Origin of the sequence: Streptomyces fodineus, from assembly GCF_001735805.1 — a bacterium.
GTDB classification, from domain to species: Bacteria; Actinomycetota; Actinomycetes; order Streptomycetales; family Streptomycetaceae; genus Streptomyces; species Streptomyces fodineus.
This window is the reverse complement of sequence record NZ_CP017248.1, coordinates 5,901,674-5,919,132: the sequence shown is the minus strand read 5'-3', so window position 1 is coordinate 5,919,132 and position 17,459 is coordinate 5,901,674. Positions and strand designations below refer to the sequence as shown.

General features: G+C 66.8%; 9 protein-coding genes and 3 rRNA genes. 3 read left to right on the top strand and 9 right to left on the bottom strand.

Going from position 1 to position 17,459, the window contains the following annotated elements:
* Positions 1 to 12: 12 nt before the first annotated feature.
* The 4 genes from rrf to BFF78_RS25375 all read right to left on the bottom strand — a co-directional run bounded on the left by rrf (position 13) and on the right by BFF78_RS25375 (position 6,736).
* Positions 13 to 129: ribosomal RNA gene (gene rrf, locus BFF78_RS25395) — 5S ribosomal RNA — on the bottom strand.
* An 85-nt stretch (positions 130 to 214) separates the two neighbouring features.
* Positions 215 to 3,334, bottom strand: a 23S ribosomal RNA gene (locus BFF78_RS25390).
* A gap of 304 nt (positions 3,335 to 3,638) precedes the next feature.
* Positions 3,639 to 5,163: ribosomal RNA gene (locus BFF78_RS25385) — 16S ribosomal RNA — on the bottom strand.
* The 16S, 23S and 5S rRNA genes sit together here, the layout of an rRNA operon.
* 565 nt (positions 5,164 to 5,728) lie before the next feature.
* A complete protein-coding gene (locus tag BFF78_RS25375) occupies positions 5,729 to 6,736 on the bottom strand; it encodes a stage II sporulation protein M (protein ID WP_069780505.1) in 1,008 nt (335 codons plus the stop codon).
* A 143-nt stretch (positions 6,737 to 6,879) separates the two neighbouring features.
* On the opposite strand from BFF78_RS25375, the gene BFF78_RS25370 reads away from it, so the two are divergent.
* On the top strand, positions 6,880 to 7,857 hold the full coding sequence (locus BFF78_RS25370) for an RDD family protein (RefSeq protein ID WP_193433539.1): 978 nt from the start codon (positions 6,880 to 6,882) through the stop codon (positions 7,855 to 7,857).
* A 127-nt stretch (positions 7,858 to 7,984) separates the two neighbouring features.
* Here the strand turns inward: BFF78_RS25370 and BFF78_RS25365 are convergent, their stop codons facing one another.
* Positions 7,985 to 8,599, bottom strand: a complete 615-nt coding sequence (locus BFF78_RS25365) for a hypothetical protein (RefSeq protein ID WP_069780504.1) — start codon at positions 8,597 to 8,599, stop codon at positions 7,985 to 7,987.
* A gap of 203 nt (positions 8,600 to 8,802) precedes the next feature.
* The gene (ahcY, locus tag BFF78_RS25360; protein ID WP_069780503.1) at positions 8,803 to 10,260 is read right to left on the bottom strand and encodes an adenosylhomocysteinase; all 1,458 of its coding nucleotides are present in this window, start codon (positions 10,258 to 10,260) and stop codon (positions 8,803 to 8,805) included.
* Between the two features lie 469 nt (positions 10,261 to 10,729).
* Between ahcY and BFF78_RS25355 the strand changes: the two genes are divergently transcribed.
* Complete coding sequence (locus tag BFF78_RS25355; RefSeq protein WP_069780502.1) at positions 10,730 to 13,024, top strand: fructose-specific PTS transporter subunit EIIC; 2,295 nt, start codon at positions 10,730 to 10,732, stop codon at positions 13,022 to 13,024.
* Between the two features lie 122 nt (positions 13,025 to 13,146).
* Entirely contained in the window at positions 13,147 to 13,983 is an 837-nt protein-coding gene (gene lepB, locus BFF78_RS43630) for a signal peptidase I (protein ID WP_335755357.1), read from the top strand.
* Here lepB and BFF78_RS25350 read toward each other — a convergent pair.
* From BFF78_RS25350 to BFF78_RS25340, 3 genes are all read right to left on the bottom strand, one after another.
* Positions 13,880 to 14,860 (bottom strand): cation diffusion facilitator family transporter, encoded by a 981-nt coding sequence (locus BFF78_RS25350; RefSeq protein WP_069780501.1) that lies wholly within the window; start codon positions 14,858 to 14,860, stop codon positions 13,880 to 13,882. The genes lepB and BFF78_RS25350 overlap by 104 nt on opposite strands.
* A 168-nt stretch (positions 14,861 to 15,028) precedes the next feature.
* Positions 15,029 to 16,180: a mannose-6-phosphate isomerase, class I gene (gene manA / locus BFF78_RS25345; RefSeq protein ID WP_069780500.1), complete on the bottom strand. Its 1,152-nt coding sequence runs from the start codon at positions 16,178 to 16,180 to the stop codon at positions 15,029 to 15,031.
* 126 nt (positions 16,181 to 16,306) lie between these two features.
* Positions 16,307 to 17,434, bottom strand: a complete 1,128-nt coding sequence (locus tag BFF78_RS25340) for an SIS domain-containing protein (protein WP_069780499.1) — start codon at positions 17,432 to 17,434, stop codon at positions 16,307 to 16,309.
* Positions 17,435 to 17,459 lie beyond the last annotated feature (25 nt).

Genomic DNA, 17,459 nt, shown 5'->3' with positions numbered 1-17,459 from the left:
TTCTCAAGAATTGTTCGGCGGCGTCCTACTCTCCCACAGGGTCCCCCCTGCAGTACCATCGGCGCTGTGAGACTTAGCTTCCGGGTTCGGAATGTAACCGGGCGTTTCCCTCACGCTATGACCACCGAAACACTATGAAACTGTGAACGCCGCACCACCATTTCTGGCGGGGCTGTTCGTGGTTTCAGAACCAACACAGTGGACGCGAGCAACTGAGGACAAGCCCTCGGCCTATTAGTACCGGTCACCTCCACCAGTTACCTGGCTTCCAGATCCGGCCTATCAACCCAGTCGTCTACTGGGAGCCTTACCCCATCAAGTGGGTGGGAGTCCTCATCTCGAAGCAGGCTTCCCGCTTAGATGCTTTCAGCGGTTATCCCTCCCGAACGTAGCCAACCAGCCATGCCCTTGGCAGAACAACTGGCACACCAGAGGTTCGTCCGTCCCGGTCCTCTCGTACTAGGGACAGCCCTTCTCAAGACTCCTACGCGCACAGCGGATAGGGACCGAACTGTCTCACGACGTTCTAAACCCAGCTCGCGTACCGCTTTAATGGGCGAACAGCCCAACCCTTGGGACCGACTCCAGCCCCAGGATGCGACGAGCCGACATCGAGGTGCCAAACCATCCCGTCGATATGGACTCTTGGGGAAGATCAGCCTGTTATCCCCGGGGTACCTTTTATCCGTTGAGCGACGGCGCTTCCACAAGCCACCGCCGGATCACTAGTCCCGACTTTCGTCCCTGCTCGACCCGTCGGTCTCACAGTCAAGCTCCCTTGTGCACTTACACTCAACACCTGATTGCCAACCAGGCTGAGGGAACCTTTGGGCGCCTCCGTTACCCTTTAGGAGGCAACCGCCCCAGTTAAACTACCCATCAGACACTGTCCCTGATCCGGATCACGGACCCAGGTTAGACATCCAGCACGACCAGACTGGTATTTCAACGACGACTCCACCCACACTGGCGTGCGAGCTTCACGGTCTCCCAGCTATCCTACACAAGCCGAACCGAACACCAATATCAAACTGTAGTAAAGGTCCCGGGGTCTTTCCGTCCTGCTGCGCGAAACGAGCATCTTTACTCGTAGTGCAATTTCACCGGGCCTATGGTTGAGACAGTCGAGAAGTCGTTACGCCATTCGTGCAGGTCGGAACTTACCCGACAAGGAATTTCGCTACCTTAGGATGGTTATAGTTACCACCGCCGTTTACTGGCGCTTAAGTTCTCAGCTTCGCCCACCCGAAAGTGAGCTAACCGGTCCCCTTAACGTTCCAGCACCGGGCAGGCGTCAGTCCGTATACATCGCCTTACGGCTTCGCACGGACCTGTGTTTTTAGTAAACAGTCGCTTCTCGCTGGTCTCTGCGGCCACCCCCAGCTCACCAAGTAAATCGGATCACCAGGAATGGCCCCCCTTCTCCCGAAGTTACGGGGGCATTTTGCCGAGTTCCTTAACCATAGTTCACCCGAACGCCTCGGTATTCTCTACCTGACCACCTGAGTCGGTTTAGGGTACGGGCCGCCATGAAACTCGCTAGAGGCTTTTCTCGACAGCATAGGATCATCCACTTCACCACAATCGGCTCGGCATCAGGTCTCAGACTATGTGCAAGGCGGATTTGCCTACCCTGCGTCCTACACCCTTACCCCGGGACAACCACCGCCCGGGATGGACTACCTTCCTGCGTCACCCCATCACTCACCTACTACCAGATTGGTCCGGCGGCTCCACCACTTTCCATTCCCCGAAGGGTCCGGAACGGCTTCACGGCCTCAGCATCACTGGATTCGATGTTTGACGCTTCACAGCGGGTACCGGAATATCAACCGGTTATCCATCGACTACGCCTGTCGGCCTCGCCTTAGGTCCCGACTTACCCTGGGCAGATCAGCTTGACCCAGGAACCCTTAGTCAATCGGCGCACACGTTTCTCACGTGTGAATCGCTACTCATGCCTGCATTCTCACTCGTCAACCGTCCACGACTACCTTCCAGTGCCGCTTCACCCGGCAGACGACGCTCCCCTACCCATCACAGCCTCCGTTGGGAGTACATGCTGCAATGACACGACTTCGGCGGTACGCTTGAGCCCCGCTACATTGTCGGCGCGGAATCACTAGACCAGTGAGCTATTACGCACTCTTTCAAGGGTGGCTGCTTCTAAGCCAACCTCCTGGTTGTCTATGCGACTCCACATCCTTTCCCACTTAGCGTACGCTTAGGGGCCTTAGTCGATGCTCTGGGCTGTTTCCCTCTCGACCATGGAGCTTATCCCCCACAGTCTCACTGCCGCGCTCTCACTTACCGGCATTCGGAGTTTGGCTAAGGTCAGTAACCCGGTAGGGCCCATCGCCTATCCAGTGCTCTACCTCCGGCAAGAAACACACGACGCTGCACCTAAATGCATTTCGGGGAGAACCAGCTATCACGGAGTTTGATTGGCCTTTCACCCCTAACCACAGGTCATCCCCCAGGTTTTCAACCCTGGTGGGTTCGGTCCTCCACGAAGTCTTACCTCCGCTTCAACCTGCCCATGGCTAGATCACTCCGCTTCGGGTCTTGAGCGTGCTACTACAGCGCCCTATTCGGACTCGCTTTCGCTACGGCTTCCCCACCCGGGTTAACCTCGCAACACACCGCAAACTCGCAGGCTCATTCTTCAAAAGGCACGCAGTCACGAGATGCAGCAAGCTGCATCCGACGCTCCCACGGCTTGTAGGCACACGGTTTCAGGTACTATTTCACTCCCCTCCCGGGGTACTTTTCACCATTCCCTCACGGTACTATCCGCTATCGGTCACCAGGGAATATTTAGGCTTAGCGGGTGGTCCCGCCAGATTCACACGGGATTTCTCGGGCCCCGTGCTACTTGGGTGTCTCTCAAACGAGCCGCTGACGTTTCGACTACGGGGGTCTTACCCTCTACGCCGGACCTTTCGCATGTCCTTCGCCTACATCAACGGTTTCTGACTCGTCCCACGGCCGGCAGACCGCAGAAGAGAGATCCCACAACCCCCACGACGCAACCCCTGCCGGGTCTCACACGTCGTAGGTTTGGCCTCATCCGGTTTCGCTCGCCACTACTCCCGGAATCACGGTTGTTTTCTCTTCCTGAGGGTACTGAGATGTTTCACTTCCCCTCGTTCCCTCCACACTGCCTATGTGTTCAGCAGCGGGTGACAGCCCATGACGACTGCCGGGTTTCCCCATTCGGAAACCCCCGGATCAAAGCCTGGTTGACGACTCCCCGGGGACTATCGTGGCCTCCCACGTCCTTCATCGGTTCCTGGTGCCAAGGCATCCACCGTGCGCCCTTAAAAACTTGGCCACAGATGCTCGCGTCCACTGTGCAGTTCTCAAACAACGACCAGCCACCCATCACCCCGAACCAACAGGCTCGAGTTCACTGGGGCCGGCGACTGAGGAAAATTCGTTCCCTCAGACACCCAACAGCGTGCCCGGCACGACCAGCCGACCAGATCAGCGTTCCACGCCCCGAAGAGCAGTACTAGCGCCTGGTCCGTCCTGGACCGTGCCGAATAATCAACGTTCCACCCATGAGCAACCAGCATCGGACGTGCGCCGATGTACTGGCCTCTGACCGGGCAAGCCCGGTAAGAAGTGCTCCTTAGAAAGGAGGTGATCCAGCCGCACCTTCCGGTACGGCTACCTTGTTACGACTTCGTCCCAATCGCTAGTCCCACCTTCGACAGCTCCCTCCCACAAGGGGTTGGGCCACCGGCTTCGGGTGTTACCAACTTTCGTGACGTGACGGGCGGTGTGTACAAGGCCCGGGAACGTATTCACCGCAGCAATGCTGATCTGCGATTACTAGCGACTCCGACTTCATGGGGTCGAGTTGCAGACCCCAATCCGAACTGAGACCGGCTTTTTGAGATTCGCTCCACCTCACGGTATCGCAGCTCTTTGTACCGGCCATTGTAGCACGTGTGCAGCCCAAGACATAAGGGGCATGATGACTTGACGTCGTCCCCACCTTCCTCCGAGTTGACCCCGGCGGTCTCCTGTGAGTCCCCATCACCCCGAAGGGCATGCTGGCAACACAGAACAAGGGTTGCGCTCGTTGCGGGACTTAACCCAACATCTCACGACACGAGCTGACGACAGCCATGCACCACCTGTACACCGACCACAAGGGGGCACTATCTCTAATGCTTTCCGGTGTATGTCAAGCCTTGGTAAGGTTCTTCGCGTTGCGTCGAATTAAGCCACATGCTCCGCCGCTTGTGCGGGCCCCCGTCAATTCCTTTGAGTTTTAGCCTTGCGGCCGTACTCCCCAGGCGGGGAACTTAATGCGTTAGCTGCGGCACCGACGACGTGGAATGTCGCCAACACCTAGTTCCCACCGTTTACGGCGTGGACTACCAGGGTATCTAATCCTGTTCGCTCCCCACGCTTTCGCTCCTCAGCGTCAGTAATGGCCCAGAGATCCGCCTTCGCCACCGGTGTTCCTCCTGATATCTGCGCATTTCACCGCTACACCAGGAATTCCGATCTCCCCTACCACACTCTAGCTAGCCCGTATCGACTGCAGACCCGAGGTTAAGCCTCGGGCTTTCACAATCGACGTGACAAGCCGCCTACGAGCTCTTTACGCCCAATAATTCCGGACAACGCTTGCGCCCTACGTATTACCGCGGCTGCTGGCACGTAGTTAGCCGGCGCTTCTTCTGCAGGTACCGTCACTCTCGCTTCTTCCCTGCTGAAAGAGGTTTACAACCCGAAGGCCGTCATCCCTCACGCGGCGTCGCTGCATCAGGCTTTCGCCCATTGTGCAATATTCCCCACTGCTGCCTCCCGTAGGAGTCTGGGCCGTGTCTCAGTCCCAGTGTGGCCGGTCGCCCTCTCAGGCCGGCTACCCGTCGTCGCCTTGGTGAGCCATTACCTCACCAACAAGCTGATAGGCCGCGGGCTCATCCTTCACCGCCGGAGCTTTCCAAGTTCACAGATGCCTGCGAACCTCGTATCCGGTATTAGACCCCGTTTCCAGGGCTTGTCCCAGAGTGAAGGGCAGATTGCCCACGTGTTACTCACCCGTTCGCCACTAATCCACCCCGAAGGGCTTCATCGTTCGACTTGCATGTGTTAAGCACGCCGCCAGCGTTCGTCCTGAGCCAGGATCAAACTCTCCGTGAATGTTTTCCCGTAATCGGGATGAACACCACGAGAGCGGTGCGAGAGGAGGAATAATCCCCTCGCACACAGCGTCCTCGCTGTGTTTTTCAAAGGAACCTCGCCCCAGTCATGACGACCGGAGACGGGGTATCAACATATCTGGCGTTGATTTTTGGCACGCTGTTGAGTTCTCAAGGAACGGTCGCTTCCTTTGTACTCACCCTCTCGGGCTTTCCTCCGGGCTTCCCTTCGGTGTTTCCGACTCTATCAGATCTTTTCTCGATCCGATTTCCTCGGTGCTTTCCAGGTTCCCGCTTCGCTTTCGCTCCGCGTTTCCCTTTCCGGCGGTTCCGACTTTATCAGAAGTTCTTGGCCAGTCTGACCGGCCGCTCATTTCTGAGTAATCGGGAGGTTGCTTCTCGGAGATGTCGTTATCGACTTCTGTGGAAGCTCGTAGAGCCTATCGGTCGCCCTCGAAGCTGTCCACTTCCAGGCAACTGTTTGAATCTACCTCCCCACGCCCTCCGTGTCAACGGCTCTTGTGGGGCGAAGAGGAGAGTAGCAGCTCACAGGGGTGGAACGCACATCAAGCGGCGGTGGGGACCGAGGCGCTGCGGTCCGTGGCTTCGAGATCGCCGGTCTCACCTGCGCGTACCGCTCGGCCGCCCAGGACGTAGACGTATGTCAGGAATGCCAGCTCGGCAAGGACGCCGATTCCTATGCGGGCCCAGGTGGGCAGGCCGGACGGGGTGACGAAGCCTTCGATGGCGCCGGAGACGAAGAGGACCAGGGCGAGGCCGATGGCCATGCCGACCGCCGCGCGGCCCTCCTCCGCGAGGGCGGTGCGCCGGGTGCGCGGACCGGGGTCTATGAGTGTCCAGCCAAGGCGCAGTCCCGTACCGGCGGCGACGAAGACGGCGGTCAGTTCGAGCAGGCCGTGCGGAAGGACCAGTCCCAGGAACGTGTCGAGCCGGCCCGCGGAGGACATCAGGCCGAAGCCGACGCCCAGGTTGAGCATGTTCTCGAAAAGGATCCAGAGGACCGGCAGACCCAGGAAGACGCCCAGCACCAGGCACATCGCGGCCGCCTGGGCATTGTTCGTCCACACCTGGGCGGCGAAGGCCGCGGCGGGATGGCTGGAGTAGTACGTCTCGTACTCGCCGCCGGGGCGGGTCAGCTCGCGCAGCTGGCTGGGCGCCGCGATGGACGACTGTATGTCCGGGTGGGCGCCGATCCACCAGCCCAGGAGGATCGCGATGGCCGTGGAGACCAGTGCCGTGGGTACCCACCAGTGGCGGGCGCGGTAGACCGCGGCCGGGAAGCCCTGGCCCAGGAAGCGCGTGACGTCACGCCATGAAGCGCGGCGGGTGCCGGTGACGGCGCTACGCGCGCGTGCCACCAGTTGGCTGAGCCGCCCCGTCAGCTGCGGGTCCGGGGCACTGGACTGGATGAGGGAGAGATGGGTGGCGGTGCGCTGGTAGAGGGCGACGAGTTCGTCGGCCTCGGCGCCGTTGAGGCGGCGCCGGCGGCGGAGCAGGGTGTCGAGGCGGTCCCATTCGGCTCGGTGTATGGAGACGAAGACGTCCAGGTCCATCGGGTCTGCCCGCTCCTCGGCTGGTCGCCGACTGCTCGTTGTGAATGCTCTCGATCGCGGTCAGCTTGTCGTACTGCGACGCGATGCGCCCACAGCTTGGCAGACTTGCGCTTCCGGGGGCAGATCAGGGAAGGACGGCAGGCGTGAGTGAGCTGGTGACGGGCGAGGCGGTGGCGCTCGAACTGCGGCCGGCGAAGCTGCCGAGCAGGGCGCTCGCCGTGTTGATCGACCTCGTGGTGGCCATGGTCGCTTACGTCGTCGTCAGTATCGGAGTGGTGGTCTCCACCGCTTCGCTGGACGAGGCCGCGCAGATCGCGCTGTCGATCGCGACGTTCTTGCTGGTGCTGGTCGGCGGGCCGATCGCAGTGGAGACGCTCAGCCACGGGCGTTCGCTGGGGAAGCTGGCGTTCGGGCTCCGGGTGGTACGCGACGACGGTGGGCCGATCCGGTTCCGGCACGCGTTGGTGCGCGGCGCGATCGGTGTGGTCGAGATCCTGATGACGTTCGGCGTGATCGCCTGCATCGCCTCGCTGGTGTCGGCGCGCGGCCGGCGGCTCGGGGACGTGTTCGCGGGCACCCTGGTCGTGCGGGAGCGGGTACCGACCGGTCGGGTCGGCTTCGTACCGCCTCCGCCTCCTTGGCTGGCGGGGCGCTTCGCCGAGCTGGACCTTTCTGCGGTGCCGGACGGGCTGTGGCTTGCGGTCCGGCAGTACCTGACCCGGATGGGGCAACTGGATCCGCAGGTTTCGCTGGGGATGGCCCAGCGGCTCGCGGCCGACCTCGCGGCGCGCACGGGTGCCTCTGTGCCGCATGATCTGCCGGCGGCCGCCTTTCTGGCGGCGGTGGTGCACGAGCGGCAGTCGCGTGAGGCTCGGAACGCGTTCGGCGCCGGTGGATTCGCCTCGCCGGTGGCCGCGCCTGGCGCACCGGCCGCGGATCAGGCTCCCGCCTCTGCTCAACCGCCGGTGTCTGCGGCGGCCGGGCCGCGGGATCCCGCTCAGCCTGGCCGGCCGCAGGAAGGGGCTCGGCAGCCGCAGGCTCCGCTCCCGCCGCCGGCCGTACCCCCGCGGGACGAACCGCCCGCCGATCGTCCGGCCACCGGTTTCGCACCGCCGGCGTAGGACGGGGTCCGCTCGGTCCCCTCTCCAGCGGCAGTCCCAGTACCGGCCGTCTCGTCAGGCGGTCTCGCCAGCCCTCGTTCCAGCTGGTCTCGTCGATCCGTGTTCGGCGCCTCGCCGGTCTCGGTGTTCAGTCGAACGTCGACGGCGGTGACTCAAGGTCCTCCAGCTCGATCCCGGGCGCGGCCAGGACGACGTCGCCGGCGATGTGGACGGTGTGCCGTTCGCCGGTGTCCAGGGCTGTGACCTGGTATTCGTCCACGGTCAGGGGGCCATTGTCAGTGGCGTGTGTTTCGCTGTTCACCAGGGCCCAGGACTGGTCCTCCGTGCGGGGGGCGAGGACCGGTTCCGTGAAGGCGACCAGGCGTACGCGGGTCGCACCGGAGAAGGGGGTGAGGCGCAGGAGACGGGCTGTTGCGATGAGGAACGCGGGGGAGGTGCCGGTGAAGGCGTGGGCGCGCACATTGCCTTCGGTGGCATGGGCTCCGGTGGGGTCGGTGCGGACCCAGGTGACGCCGTCGAGGGCGGCACCGCGCACCTGCCATTCTCCCGCGTGGAGTTCGAGGCGGATGGGGCGGCCGAGGTCGTCCAGGGCGAGGTCGACGGAGCCGCGGGTATCGCCGGCGGGGCTCGTCAGCCGGGAGACATAGCGCCAGCCGGACGGGCCGGGCGCGCACTGGAAGTGTTCTTCAGCGAGGGGGGTGTGATCGTGCGGATCGTAGAGCGAATAGCGGCCGCGGGGCATGGGTTCGGGGGTCCTGAGCGGTAGCGGGGTCGGGGCAGTTCGGCGAGTCGGTCCGGCGTTCGTGACGGCCGGTCCGGCCAAAGGGCAGGCCCCCGGCACGGGGGTGCGGGGGCCTGCCTCGGAGGACCTGCTGCCGGGGAGCGCGGCGGTGCACCGGCGCGCTCCCCGGCGGGCGGGACTACTGACTCGCCGGAATCGCCGGCTCAGTAGCGGTAGTGGTCCGACTTGAACGGGCCGTCGACCTCCACGCCGATGTACGCGGCCTGCTCCGGGCGCAGCTTGGTGAGCTTGACGCCGAGCGCGTCCAGGTGGAGGCGGGCGACCTTCTCGTCGAGGTGCTTGGGCAGCACGTAGACGCCGATCGGGTACTCGTCGGGCTTGGTGAACAGCTCGATCTGGGCCAGGGTCTGGTCCGCGAAGGAGTTGGACATCACGAACGACGGGTGGCCGGTGGCGTTGCCCAGGTTCAGCAGGCGGCCCTCGGACAGCACGATGATCTTCTTGCCGTCCGGGAAGGTCCAGGTGTGGACCTGCGGCTTGACCTCGTCCTTGACGATGCCCGGGATCTTGGCGAGGCCGGCCATGTCGATCTCGTTGTCGAAGTGGCCGATGTTGCCGACGATCGCCTGGTGCTTCATCTTCGCCATGTCCGACGCAAGGATGATGTCCTTGTTGCCGGTGGTGGTGACGAAGATGTCGGCGGTCTCGACGACCTCGTCCAGGGTGGTGACCTGGTAGCCGTCCATCGCCGCCTGCAGGGCGCAGATCGGGTCGATCTCGGTGATGATCACGCGGGCGCCCTGGCCGCGCAGGGACTCGGCGCAGCCCTTGCCCACGTCGCCGTAGCCGCAGACGACGGCGGTCTTGCCGCCGATCAGGGTGTCCGTGGCGCGGTTGATGCCGTCGACGAGGGAGTGGCGGCAGCCGTACTTGTTGTCGAACTTGGACTTGGTGACGGCGTCGTTGACGTTGATCGCCGGGAAGAGGAGGACGCCGTCGCGCTGCATCTCGTACAGGCGGTGGACACCCGTGGTGGTCTCTTCGGTGACGCCGCGGATCTCGGAGGCCAGCTGGGTCCACTTCTGGGGGTTCTCGCCCAGGGTGCGGTGCAGCAGCTGGAGGATGACGCGGTGCTCGTCGGACTCGGCGGTGTCCAGGGCGGGGACCTCACCGGCCTTCTCGTACTCGACGCCCTTGTGGACGAGGAGGGTGGCGTCGCCGCCGTCGTCCAGGATCATGTTCGGGCCGCCGGTGGGGCTGTCCGGCCAGGTGAGCGCCTGCTCGGTGCACCACCAGTACTCCTCCAGGCTCTCGCCCTTCCAGGCGAAGACCGGGATGCCCTGCGGGTTGTCGGGCGTGCCGTTCGGGCCGACGGCGATGGCGGCGGCCGCGTGGTCCTGGGTGGAGAAGATGTTGCAGGAGGCCCAGCGGACCTGGGCGCCGAGGGCGGCCAGGGTCTCGATCAGCACGGCGGTCTGCACGGTCATGTGCAGGGAGCCGGTGATCCGGGCGCCGGCGAGGGGCTGGGCCTCGGCGTACTCCTCGCGGATCGCCATCAGGCCGGGCATCTCGTGCTCGGCGAGGGTGATCTCCTTGCGGCCGAACTCGGCCAGCGAGAGGTCGGCGACCTTGAAGTCCTGTCGGTTTTCGACAGTCGTCATTACGAGCTGCTCCTCGGTATCGGGTTCGAGGTGGATACGGCTGGTCTGCGCAGCGGCGGACACGGGTGTGCCCGAGAAGAGGACACAAGGATGCCCACGTACGCGCAGCGCAGTCCGTCGGAGGCCCTCTCTCCCTCGGTCGGCCCTCGCTGGGACCGCCCGACCGCCATCAGCAGCGACGTCTGGCTTCGTCCCAAGCTACACCGGACGGCCCGGTCGGCCCCAGTCCCCCATCCGCGCAGTTCCAGCCACCCGCGAGGCGGTTTCGAGGTGCGGTGCGGGGGCATGAGGGGGCCGGTAGGGGCGCGGAAACCCTGGAACGGGTGTCTACAGACCGGTAGGAACGGGGAGTTACGCATCTTTGGCCCGGGGGCGGGGTGGTGCAGGATGCGGAAGGACCGGGGCCTCCGGTCCGTTCGTGGGGTGTCCGGGACGGCGCCTCGTGCGACGACGGTGTTAGGAGATCGACGTGACGAGTCCGGCCGGCCCTCCCTCCACGGATGGGCGCGATGACGAGCGGCGGCAGGTGAAGCTGCTGGCGGTGACCGCCTGCCCGACCGGCATCGCGCACACCTATATGGCGGCGGAGAAGCTCGCGCAGGCCGCGGCGAGCCGTGGCATCGAGATGAAGGTGGAGACCCAGGGGTCCATCGGGGCCGAGAACGTCCTTGATGACAACGATGTCAGAAGTGCTGACGGGATCATCGTCGCCGCCGACAAGGACGTCGACCTGAGCCGTTTCGCCGGCAAGCGGGTGCTGACGGTCGGGGTCGCCGAGGGCATCCACCATCCCGAGCAGCTGATCGAGCGGGTGCGGTCGGCGCCCGTGCACGCGCCGGACGCGGCCCGCGGCGGTCCGGTGGCCGCGACCGCGGGGGGTGGCAAGGAGCGGGGGCCGGTGTACAAGTCGCTGATGAACGGCGTGTCGTACATGATCCCGTTCGTGGTCGTCGGCGGGCTGCTGATAGCGGTGTCGCTGGCGCTCGGTGGGCATGCGACGTCCAAGGGCTTTGTGATTCCGGACGGCACGTTCTGGGCGCACGTCAACGCGATCGGCGGGATCGGCTTCCAGCTGATGATCCCGGTCCTGTCCGGTTACATCGCCTATGCGATCGCCGACCGGCCCGCGCTGGTGCCGGGGATGATCGGCGGCTGGATCGCCAACACGGGGGACCTGTACGACTCCAAGGCCGGGGCCGGGTTCATCGGGGCGATCGTCACCGGGTTCCTCGCCGGGTACCTGGTGTCGTGGATCAAGAAGGTCCGGGTGCCGAAGTTCGTGCAGCCGATCATGCCGATCATCGTGATCCCGATCGTGGCGACGACGGCGCTCGGGCTGTTCTTCATCTACGTCATCGGCAAGCCGATCTCCTGGGTGTTCGAGCATCTGACGAACTGGCTCGGCGGGATGACGGGGACGAGCGCGATTCTGCTCGGCGCGATTCTCGGCCTGATGATCGCGTTCGACATGGGCGGGCCGGTCAACAAGACGGCGTTCCTGTTCGGTGCCGGGCTCATCGCGAGCGGCAATCAGACGGTGATGGGCATGTGCGCGGCCGCGATTCCGGTGATGCCGCTCGGGCAGGGTCTGGCCACGCTGATCCGGCGGCGGCTGTACACCGAGCAGGAGCGGGAGACGGGGCTCGCGGCGCTGTTCATGGGTTGCTTCGGTATCTCGGAGGGTGCGATTCCGTTCGCGGCGGCGCGGCCGGCGCAGGTTATTCCGGCGAACATGCTCGGCGGCGCGGTGGCCGGTGCGGTTGCGGGTCTGGCCGGGGTGAAGGATGCGGTGCCGCACGGGGGGCCGATCGTGGCGGTGCTGGGCGCGGTGAGTGGGGTGCCGATGTTCTTTGTTGCCGTGGTGGTCGGGGCGGTGGTCACTGCGTTGGCGACCGTGGGGCTGGTTGATGTGAGTGGGTTTCGGGGGCGCGCGGGGGCGGTTGCGGGGGCTGCCGATGGGTCTTCGGGTGCGGGTTCGGGGGTGGTGGGCATGGGGTTCCCCTCCGCACCACCCGTGCAGCAATCGTCGGCGGGTGCGGATGGCCCCGGTGGGGGTTTCTCACCGTCGGCGGGTGCGGGTGCGTCGTTGACGGGCGCGGGGGTGTCGCCCGCGTCGAGCTATGCGGGGACGTCGTCGGGAGGCGCGGGTTCGCCTTCGGCGGTTGCTGAGGGGTATGCCGCCTCCGCAGACACGGGCACCGCCTCTACGCAGCCGGATGCCGTCTCCGCAGACACAGGTGCCGGTGCCGCCCTTGCAGACGCAGGTGCCGCCTCTCCCGGCACCGGCGCCACCACCGCAGTTGAGGGCGGGGTGTTGTCCGGGTATCTCGGGGTGCGGACCGTGAAGGGGGCGCTCGGGGCTGTGGAGAAGGGGGCCGCTGTCCGGGAGATGGCGGAGCTGTTGGCACGCAGCGGGCGGGTCGCCGATGTGGACGAGCTGGTGGCGACCGCGCTGCGGCGTGAGGAGCAGGGGACGACCGGGCTCGGTGAGGAGATCGCGATCCCGCATGCCAAGACGGATGCGGTGACCGCGCCGGTCGTCGGGTTCGCGCGGTCGGCCGCGGGGGTCGAGTGGGGTTCGCTGGACGGTACGAAGGCCCGGCTGATCTTCATGATCGCCGTACCGGAGGCGGCTGCCGGCGATGAGCATCTGCGGATTCTCGCGCTGCTCTCGCGGAGGCTGATGGATCCCGGTTTCCGGGAGCGGCTGCTGGCGGCGCCGGACGAGCAGGCGGTGCTGGGCGTGCTCGCTGAGGTCGGGTGAGCTGACGGGGGGTGCACGGGCCAGGAGCGACGGGCCCGTACCCTCTCCGCTCCAGGCCGACGGGCGTCCCGCGCACGGGCGTTCGCGGGGAGCGGCTATCCTCCGCGCTGGTGACGGGCCACATGGGGAGGGCACAGGACATGGCGGCCGGAGGACGAGGGCTGGGGATCGCGGCGCTCGTGGTGGGCCTGCTGGGACTCGTGCTGGGGCTCGGCGCCTTCGCCTGCCTGCGGGAGGCGTACGGGGTCTCCACCGTGGCGGGCAGCAGCATGAGGCCGACGTACGAACAGGGCGACCGGATCGTCTGGGAGCGTGTCGACGGCGGCGGGGTGCGGCGCGGTGACGTCGTGGTGTTCACGCCGCCGGAGTCCTACGGGCTCGGCACGCCCCTGCTGAAGCGGGTGATCGGCGTGGGCGGGGACCGGGTGCGGTGCTGCGCCCTGGTGGGTTCGCGGGAGCGGGTGACCGTGAACGGGAAACCGATCGAGGAGCCGTACGTGTACGGCGGCGACGCCGACGGCGCGCACCGCCCGTACGACGTGAGGGTCCCGCGGGGACGGCTGTTCCTCCTCGGGGACTACCGCGCGAACTCCCAGGACTCGCGTTTCCACCTGGACGAGCAGGGCGGGACGGTGTCCGCGGACGCGGTGCGGGGCCGGGTGACGGATGATCGCACGGGTCCGGCCCTGCTGGGGCGGCCCTGCTCCTCGGTGTCGTGCTGCTGCTCACCGGAGTCGGCCTGGGCATCGGTTTCCTCGCCGTACGACGGCGGAAGGCGCCTCCGATGCCACCGATGCCGCCCATGCCCCGGCCGGTGCGGTCGGCCGGGAGCTGAGGGATCCGCGGCTGAGGGCCTCAGTGCCCGACGGCGTGCGGGTTCGGGCCGCCGGGGGTGGCCTCCGGGTCCGGGCCCTTGGCGGCCTCGGCCTCGCTGTAGATGTCCGGTTCCAGGTAGATGACGCGGGCGATGGGGACGGCGGCGCGGATACGGGCCTCGGCGGCATTGATGGAGTTCGCGACCTCGGTCGCCGTGTCGTCGTGCTGGACGGCGATCTTGGCGGCGATCAGCAGTTCCTCGGGGCCGAGGTGCAGCGTGCGCATGTGGATGACGCGGGTGACCGTGTCGCCGTCGACCATCGCGGTCTCGATCTGCTTGACCACGTCGGCGCCGGCGGCCTCGCCGAGCAGCAGCGACTTGGTCTCGGCGGCCAGGACCAGGGCGATGCAGACGAGCAGGACACCGATGCAGACCGTGCCGATGCCGTCCCAGACGCCGTCGCCGGTGACGACCGCGAGACCGACGCCGAGAAGGGCGAGGACCAGACCGATCAGCGCGCCGAAGTCCTCCAGCAGGACGACCGGCAGCTCGGGTGCCTTGGCGCGGCGGATGAACTGCGCCCAGGACAGTCTGCCGCGCAGTTCGTTGGACTCCTTGATGGCCGTACGGAAGGAGAAGCCCTCGGCGACGACCGCGAAGACCAGGACGCCGACCGGCCAGTACCAGTGCTCCAGTTCGTGTGGGTGGCTGATCTTCTCGTAGCCCTCGTAGATGGCGAACATGCCGCCGATGGAGAACAGGACGATCGAGACCAGGAAGGCGTAGATGAAGCGCTCGCGGCCGTAGCCGAAGGGGTGCTGCGGGGTCGCCTCGCGCTGGGCCCTCTTGCCGCCGATGAGCAGCAGGAACTGGTTGCCGGAGTCGGCGAGCGAGTGGACACCCTCGGCGAGCATCGAGGAGGAGCCGCTGAACGCGAACGCCACGAACTTCGACGCCGCGATCGCGAGGTTGGCACCGAGTGCCGCCACGATCGCCTTCGTACCGCCTGACGCGCTCATGTGTCCGCGTGTCCCTTCGCCTCTGTCGCCTCGTACGTCCGCGCCGTCCGGACGGGTCCTCGTCCGTCCGTGCCGGCCGGGCGGGTGCCCGGCTTTGCCCGGCCTTTGCCGGTGGGCCATTGTTGCAGCCCGGCCGGGCACCGCCGCGTCAGGTATCCACAACCCCGGTCATACGATCACAGTGGCGCGAAAGAGCGTGCCCGCGCCCGAGATCTCCGCCTTCTCGCCGGCCGGCACGAAGACCGACTGGCCCGCGCTCAGCCCGTACTCGCCCGCGCGGAGCGAACCGGCCGTGCAGAGCAGGATCTGCGGGGTGCCGAGGGTGAGGTCGCGGGTGGAGCCGTCCTCGGGGAGGACGTACCGGGAGAGACGGAACTCGTCGATCGGCGTCTCGTAGACCTCCTCGCCGTCCGGGGAGGCCTCGGGGCGCAGCACGCCCGGGTCGGTGGGCTCGAAGCGGACGACGCGCAGGAGTTCGGGGACGTCGATGTGCTTGGGGGTCAGGCCGCAGCGCAGGACGTTGTCGGAGTTGGCCATGATCTCGACGCCGAGGCCGCTGAGGTAGGCGTGCGGGATGCCGGCGCCCAGGAACAGGGCCTCGCCGGGCTGCAGGCGGACGTAGTTGAGCAGCATGGCCGCGATGACGCCGGGGTCGCCCGGGAAGTGGTGGGCGAGAGTGGCGTAGGGGGCGTAGTCGCCGCCGAGGCGATCGCAGGCGGCGGCGGTCTCGGCGACCGTGCGGGCCATGTCCTCGGGGTCGGCGGTGAGGATCGCGGTGAGGACCTCGCGCAGGGCGGCGTCCCCGGGGTGGGCGTGCAGCAGGTCGACGTACGGCTTGAGGGAGGCGACGCCGAGCCCTTCGAGCAGGCCGGCGGCCCGTACGGGGTCGCTGAAGCCGCACAGGCCCTCGAACTCGGTGAGCGCGCAGATCAGTTCGGGCTTGTGGTTGGCGTCCTTGTAGTTGCGGTGCCGGGCGTCGATCGGGATGCCGCGGCGCTCCTCGTCCTCGTAACCCTCCTTGGCCTGCTCGAGGTTGGGGTGCACCTGGAGGGAGAGGGGCGCGCCGGCGGCGAGGATCTTCAGCAGGAACGGCAGCCGCGGGCCGAACTTCGCGACCGTCTCGGCGCCCAGCTCGCGCTCCGGGTCGGCGCCGATGACGTCGACGAGCGTCCCGCGCACGGTGCGCGAAGGTGCGCCCGGGTGCGCGCCCATCCACATCTCCGCCTGCGGTTCACCGCTCGGCTCGACGCCGAGGAGCTGCGGGATGGCGGTGGTGGAACCCCAGGCGTAGGGGCGGATGGTGTTGTCGAGGCGGTCCATGTGTCTTCTCTGTCTCCGTACGTATGCGGATCGGCCGACGTAGGCGGATGGTGAGGATTGCCGTGCTGTCGGTGATGCCGGCTGCCGTGCCGTGGTGGGCGCGGATGGTCCGGCCCGGAGCACACATCAGGCCCTCGAAGCGAGCGCCAGGTAAACAGCGGCGAAATCCGTGACGGCGATCAGTTCCGCGAGATTTTCCAGTTCGCCGCCCTGCTCCGGTTCGAGCTCGCTGATCGGCGTGTCGTGGCTGAGGGCCAGGTCACGGGCGGAGGGGGCGGCGGTGAGGCCGCCGCTCGGGCGGTCGCGCAGCAGCACTACGCGCGCGTGCAGCGCGGCCGGTTCCTCTACGCGGTCGCGGAAGAAGTCGTCGGGGTCGGCGCTGGCGGCCAGCGGACCGGCCAGCAGAGCGCCGTGCGCGGCGAGCGCCTCGGGGAGTTCGGCGACGACCGCGGGGCGGCCGGCGAGTTCGGCGAGGGCGGCGGCGAAACGGCGTCCGGCGGGGCCCGCCGAGGTCCCTTCCGTCCACAGCACGGGGAGCGCGTCGGCGAGTTCGGCGGCCAGGGTCTTGGCCGGGTTGCTGTAGGTCGCGATGGCGGGGCCGCAGCGCTCGGCGATGTGGTCCAGGCGGTCGGCGACCTTTTCCAGGCCGTCCGGCGGGGCGCTGAGCAGTCCGACGCGGTCCAGCAGCGCCAGCAGCGGGGTGAGCAGCGCCCAGAAGACGCCGGAGGAGGACGCGGCGAGCGGTTCCTCCTGGTCGTACGGGGCCGTCGCCATCGGTACGAACAGCCCGTGGGCGCCGGTCACCGCCTCCGCGAGCGGGGTGCCGGGCGGGGCCACGGCGACCAGCGAGCAGCCGCGGCGGTAGGCCTGGTCGGCGAGGAGGGAGAGGCTGGGTTCGGTGCCGTCCGGGGTGGCGATCAGGAGCAGGTCGACGGAGCCGGCCCAGCCCGGGAGTTCCCAGCGCAGGGCGCCGGCGGCCGGGGCGACACCGGTCGGGGCCAGGCGGACCACGGGGCTGCCGACGCCGGCCAGGGTGCCGATGAGGTCGGCGGTGTGGGTGGCGGCGGCGCCGGGGCCGGCGATGAGGACGGCGCGGGGGCGGCCGTCGGGCTTGAGATCGCCGATGCCGGCCTCGGCGGCGTGCCGGGCGGCGGTGCGGACGCGGGCGCCGGCCTCGGCGGCGCCGCGCAGCAGGCCCCGGCGGTCGGCCTGGGCGAGGCCCTCCGGGGCGTCGAGCAGCGATTCGTCCAGCATGGCGGGTGCCTCCGGTCGCCGGGGG

Bases quoted from the DNA above. Each gene is read 5' to 3' on its own strand.
- BFF78_RS25375 (WP_069780505.1), bottom strand. From the start codon at position 6,736: ATGGACCTGGACGTCTTCGTCTCCATACACCGAGCCGAATGGGACCGC.
- BFF78_RS25365 (WP_069780504.1), bottom strand. From the start codon at position 8,599: ATGCCCCGCGGCCGCTATTCGCTCTACGATCCGCACGATCACACCCCC.
- ahcY (WP_069780503.1), bottom strand. From the start codon at position 10,260: ATGACGACTGTCGAAAACCGACAGGACTTCAAGGTCGCCGACCTCTCG.
- lepB (WP_335755357.1), top strand. From the start codon at position 13,147: ATGGGGAGGGCACAGGACATGGCGGCCGGAGGACGAGGGCTGGGGATC.
- BFF78_RS25350 (WP_069780501.1), bottom strand. From the start codon at position 14,860: ATGAGCGCGTCAGGCGGTACGAAGGCGATCGTGGCGGCACTCGGTGCC.
- manA (WP_069780500.1), bottom strand. From the start codon at position 16,180: ATGGACCGCCTCGACAACACCATCCGCCCCTACGCCTGGGGTTCCACC.
- BFF78_RS25340 (WP_069780499.1), bottom strand. From the start codon at position 17,434: ATGCTGGACGAATCGCTGCTCGACGCCCCGGAGGGCCTCGCCCAGGCC.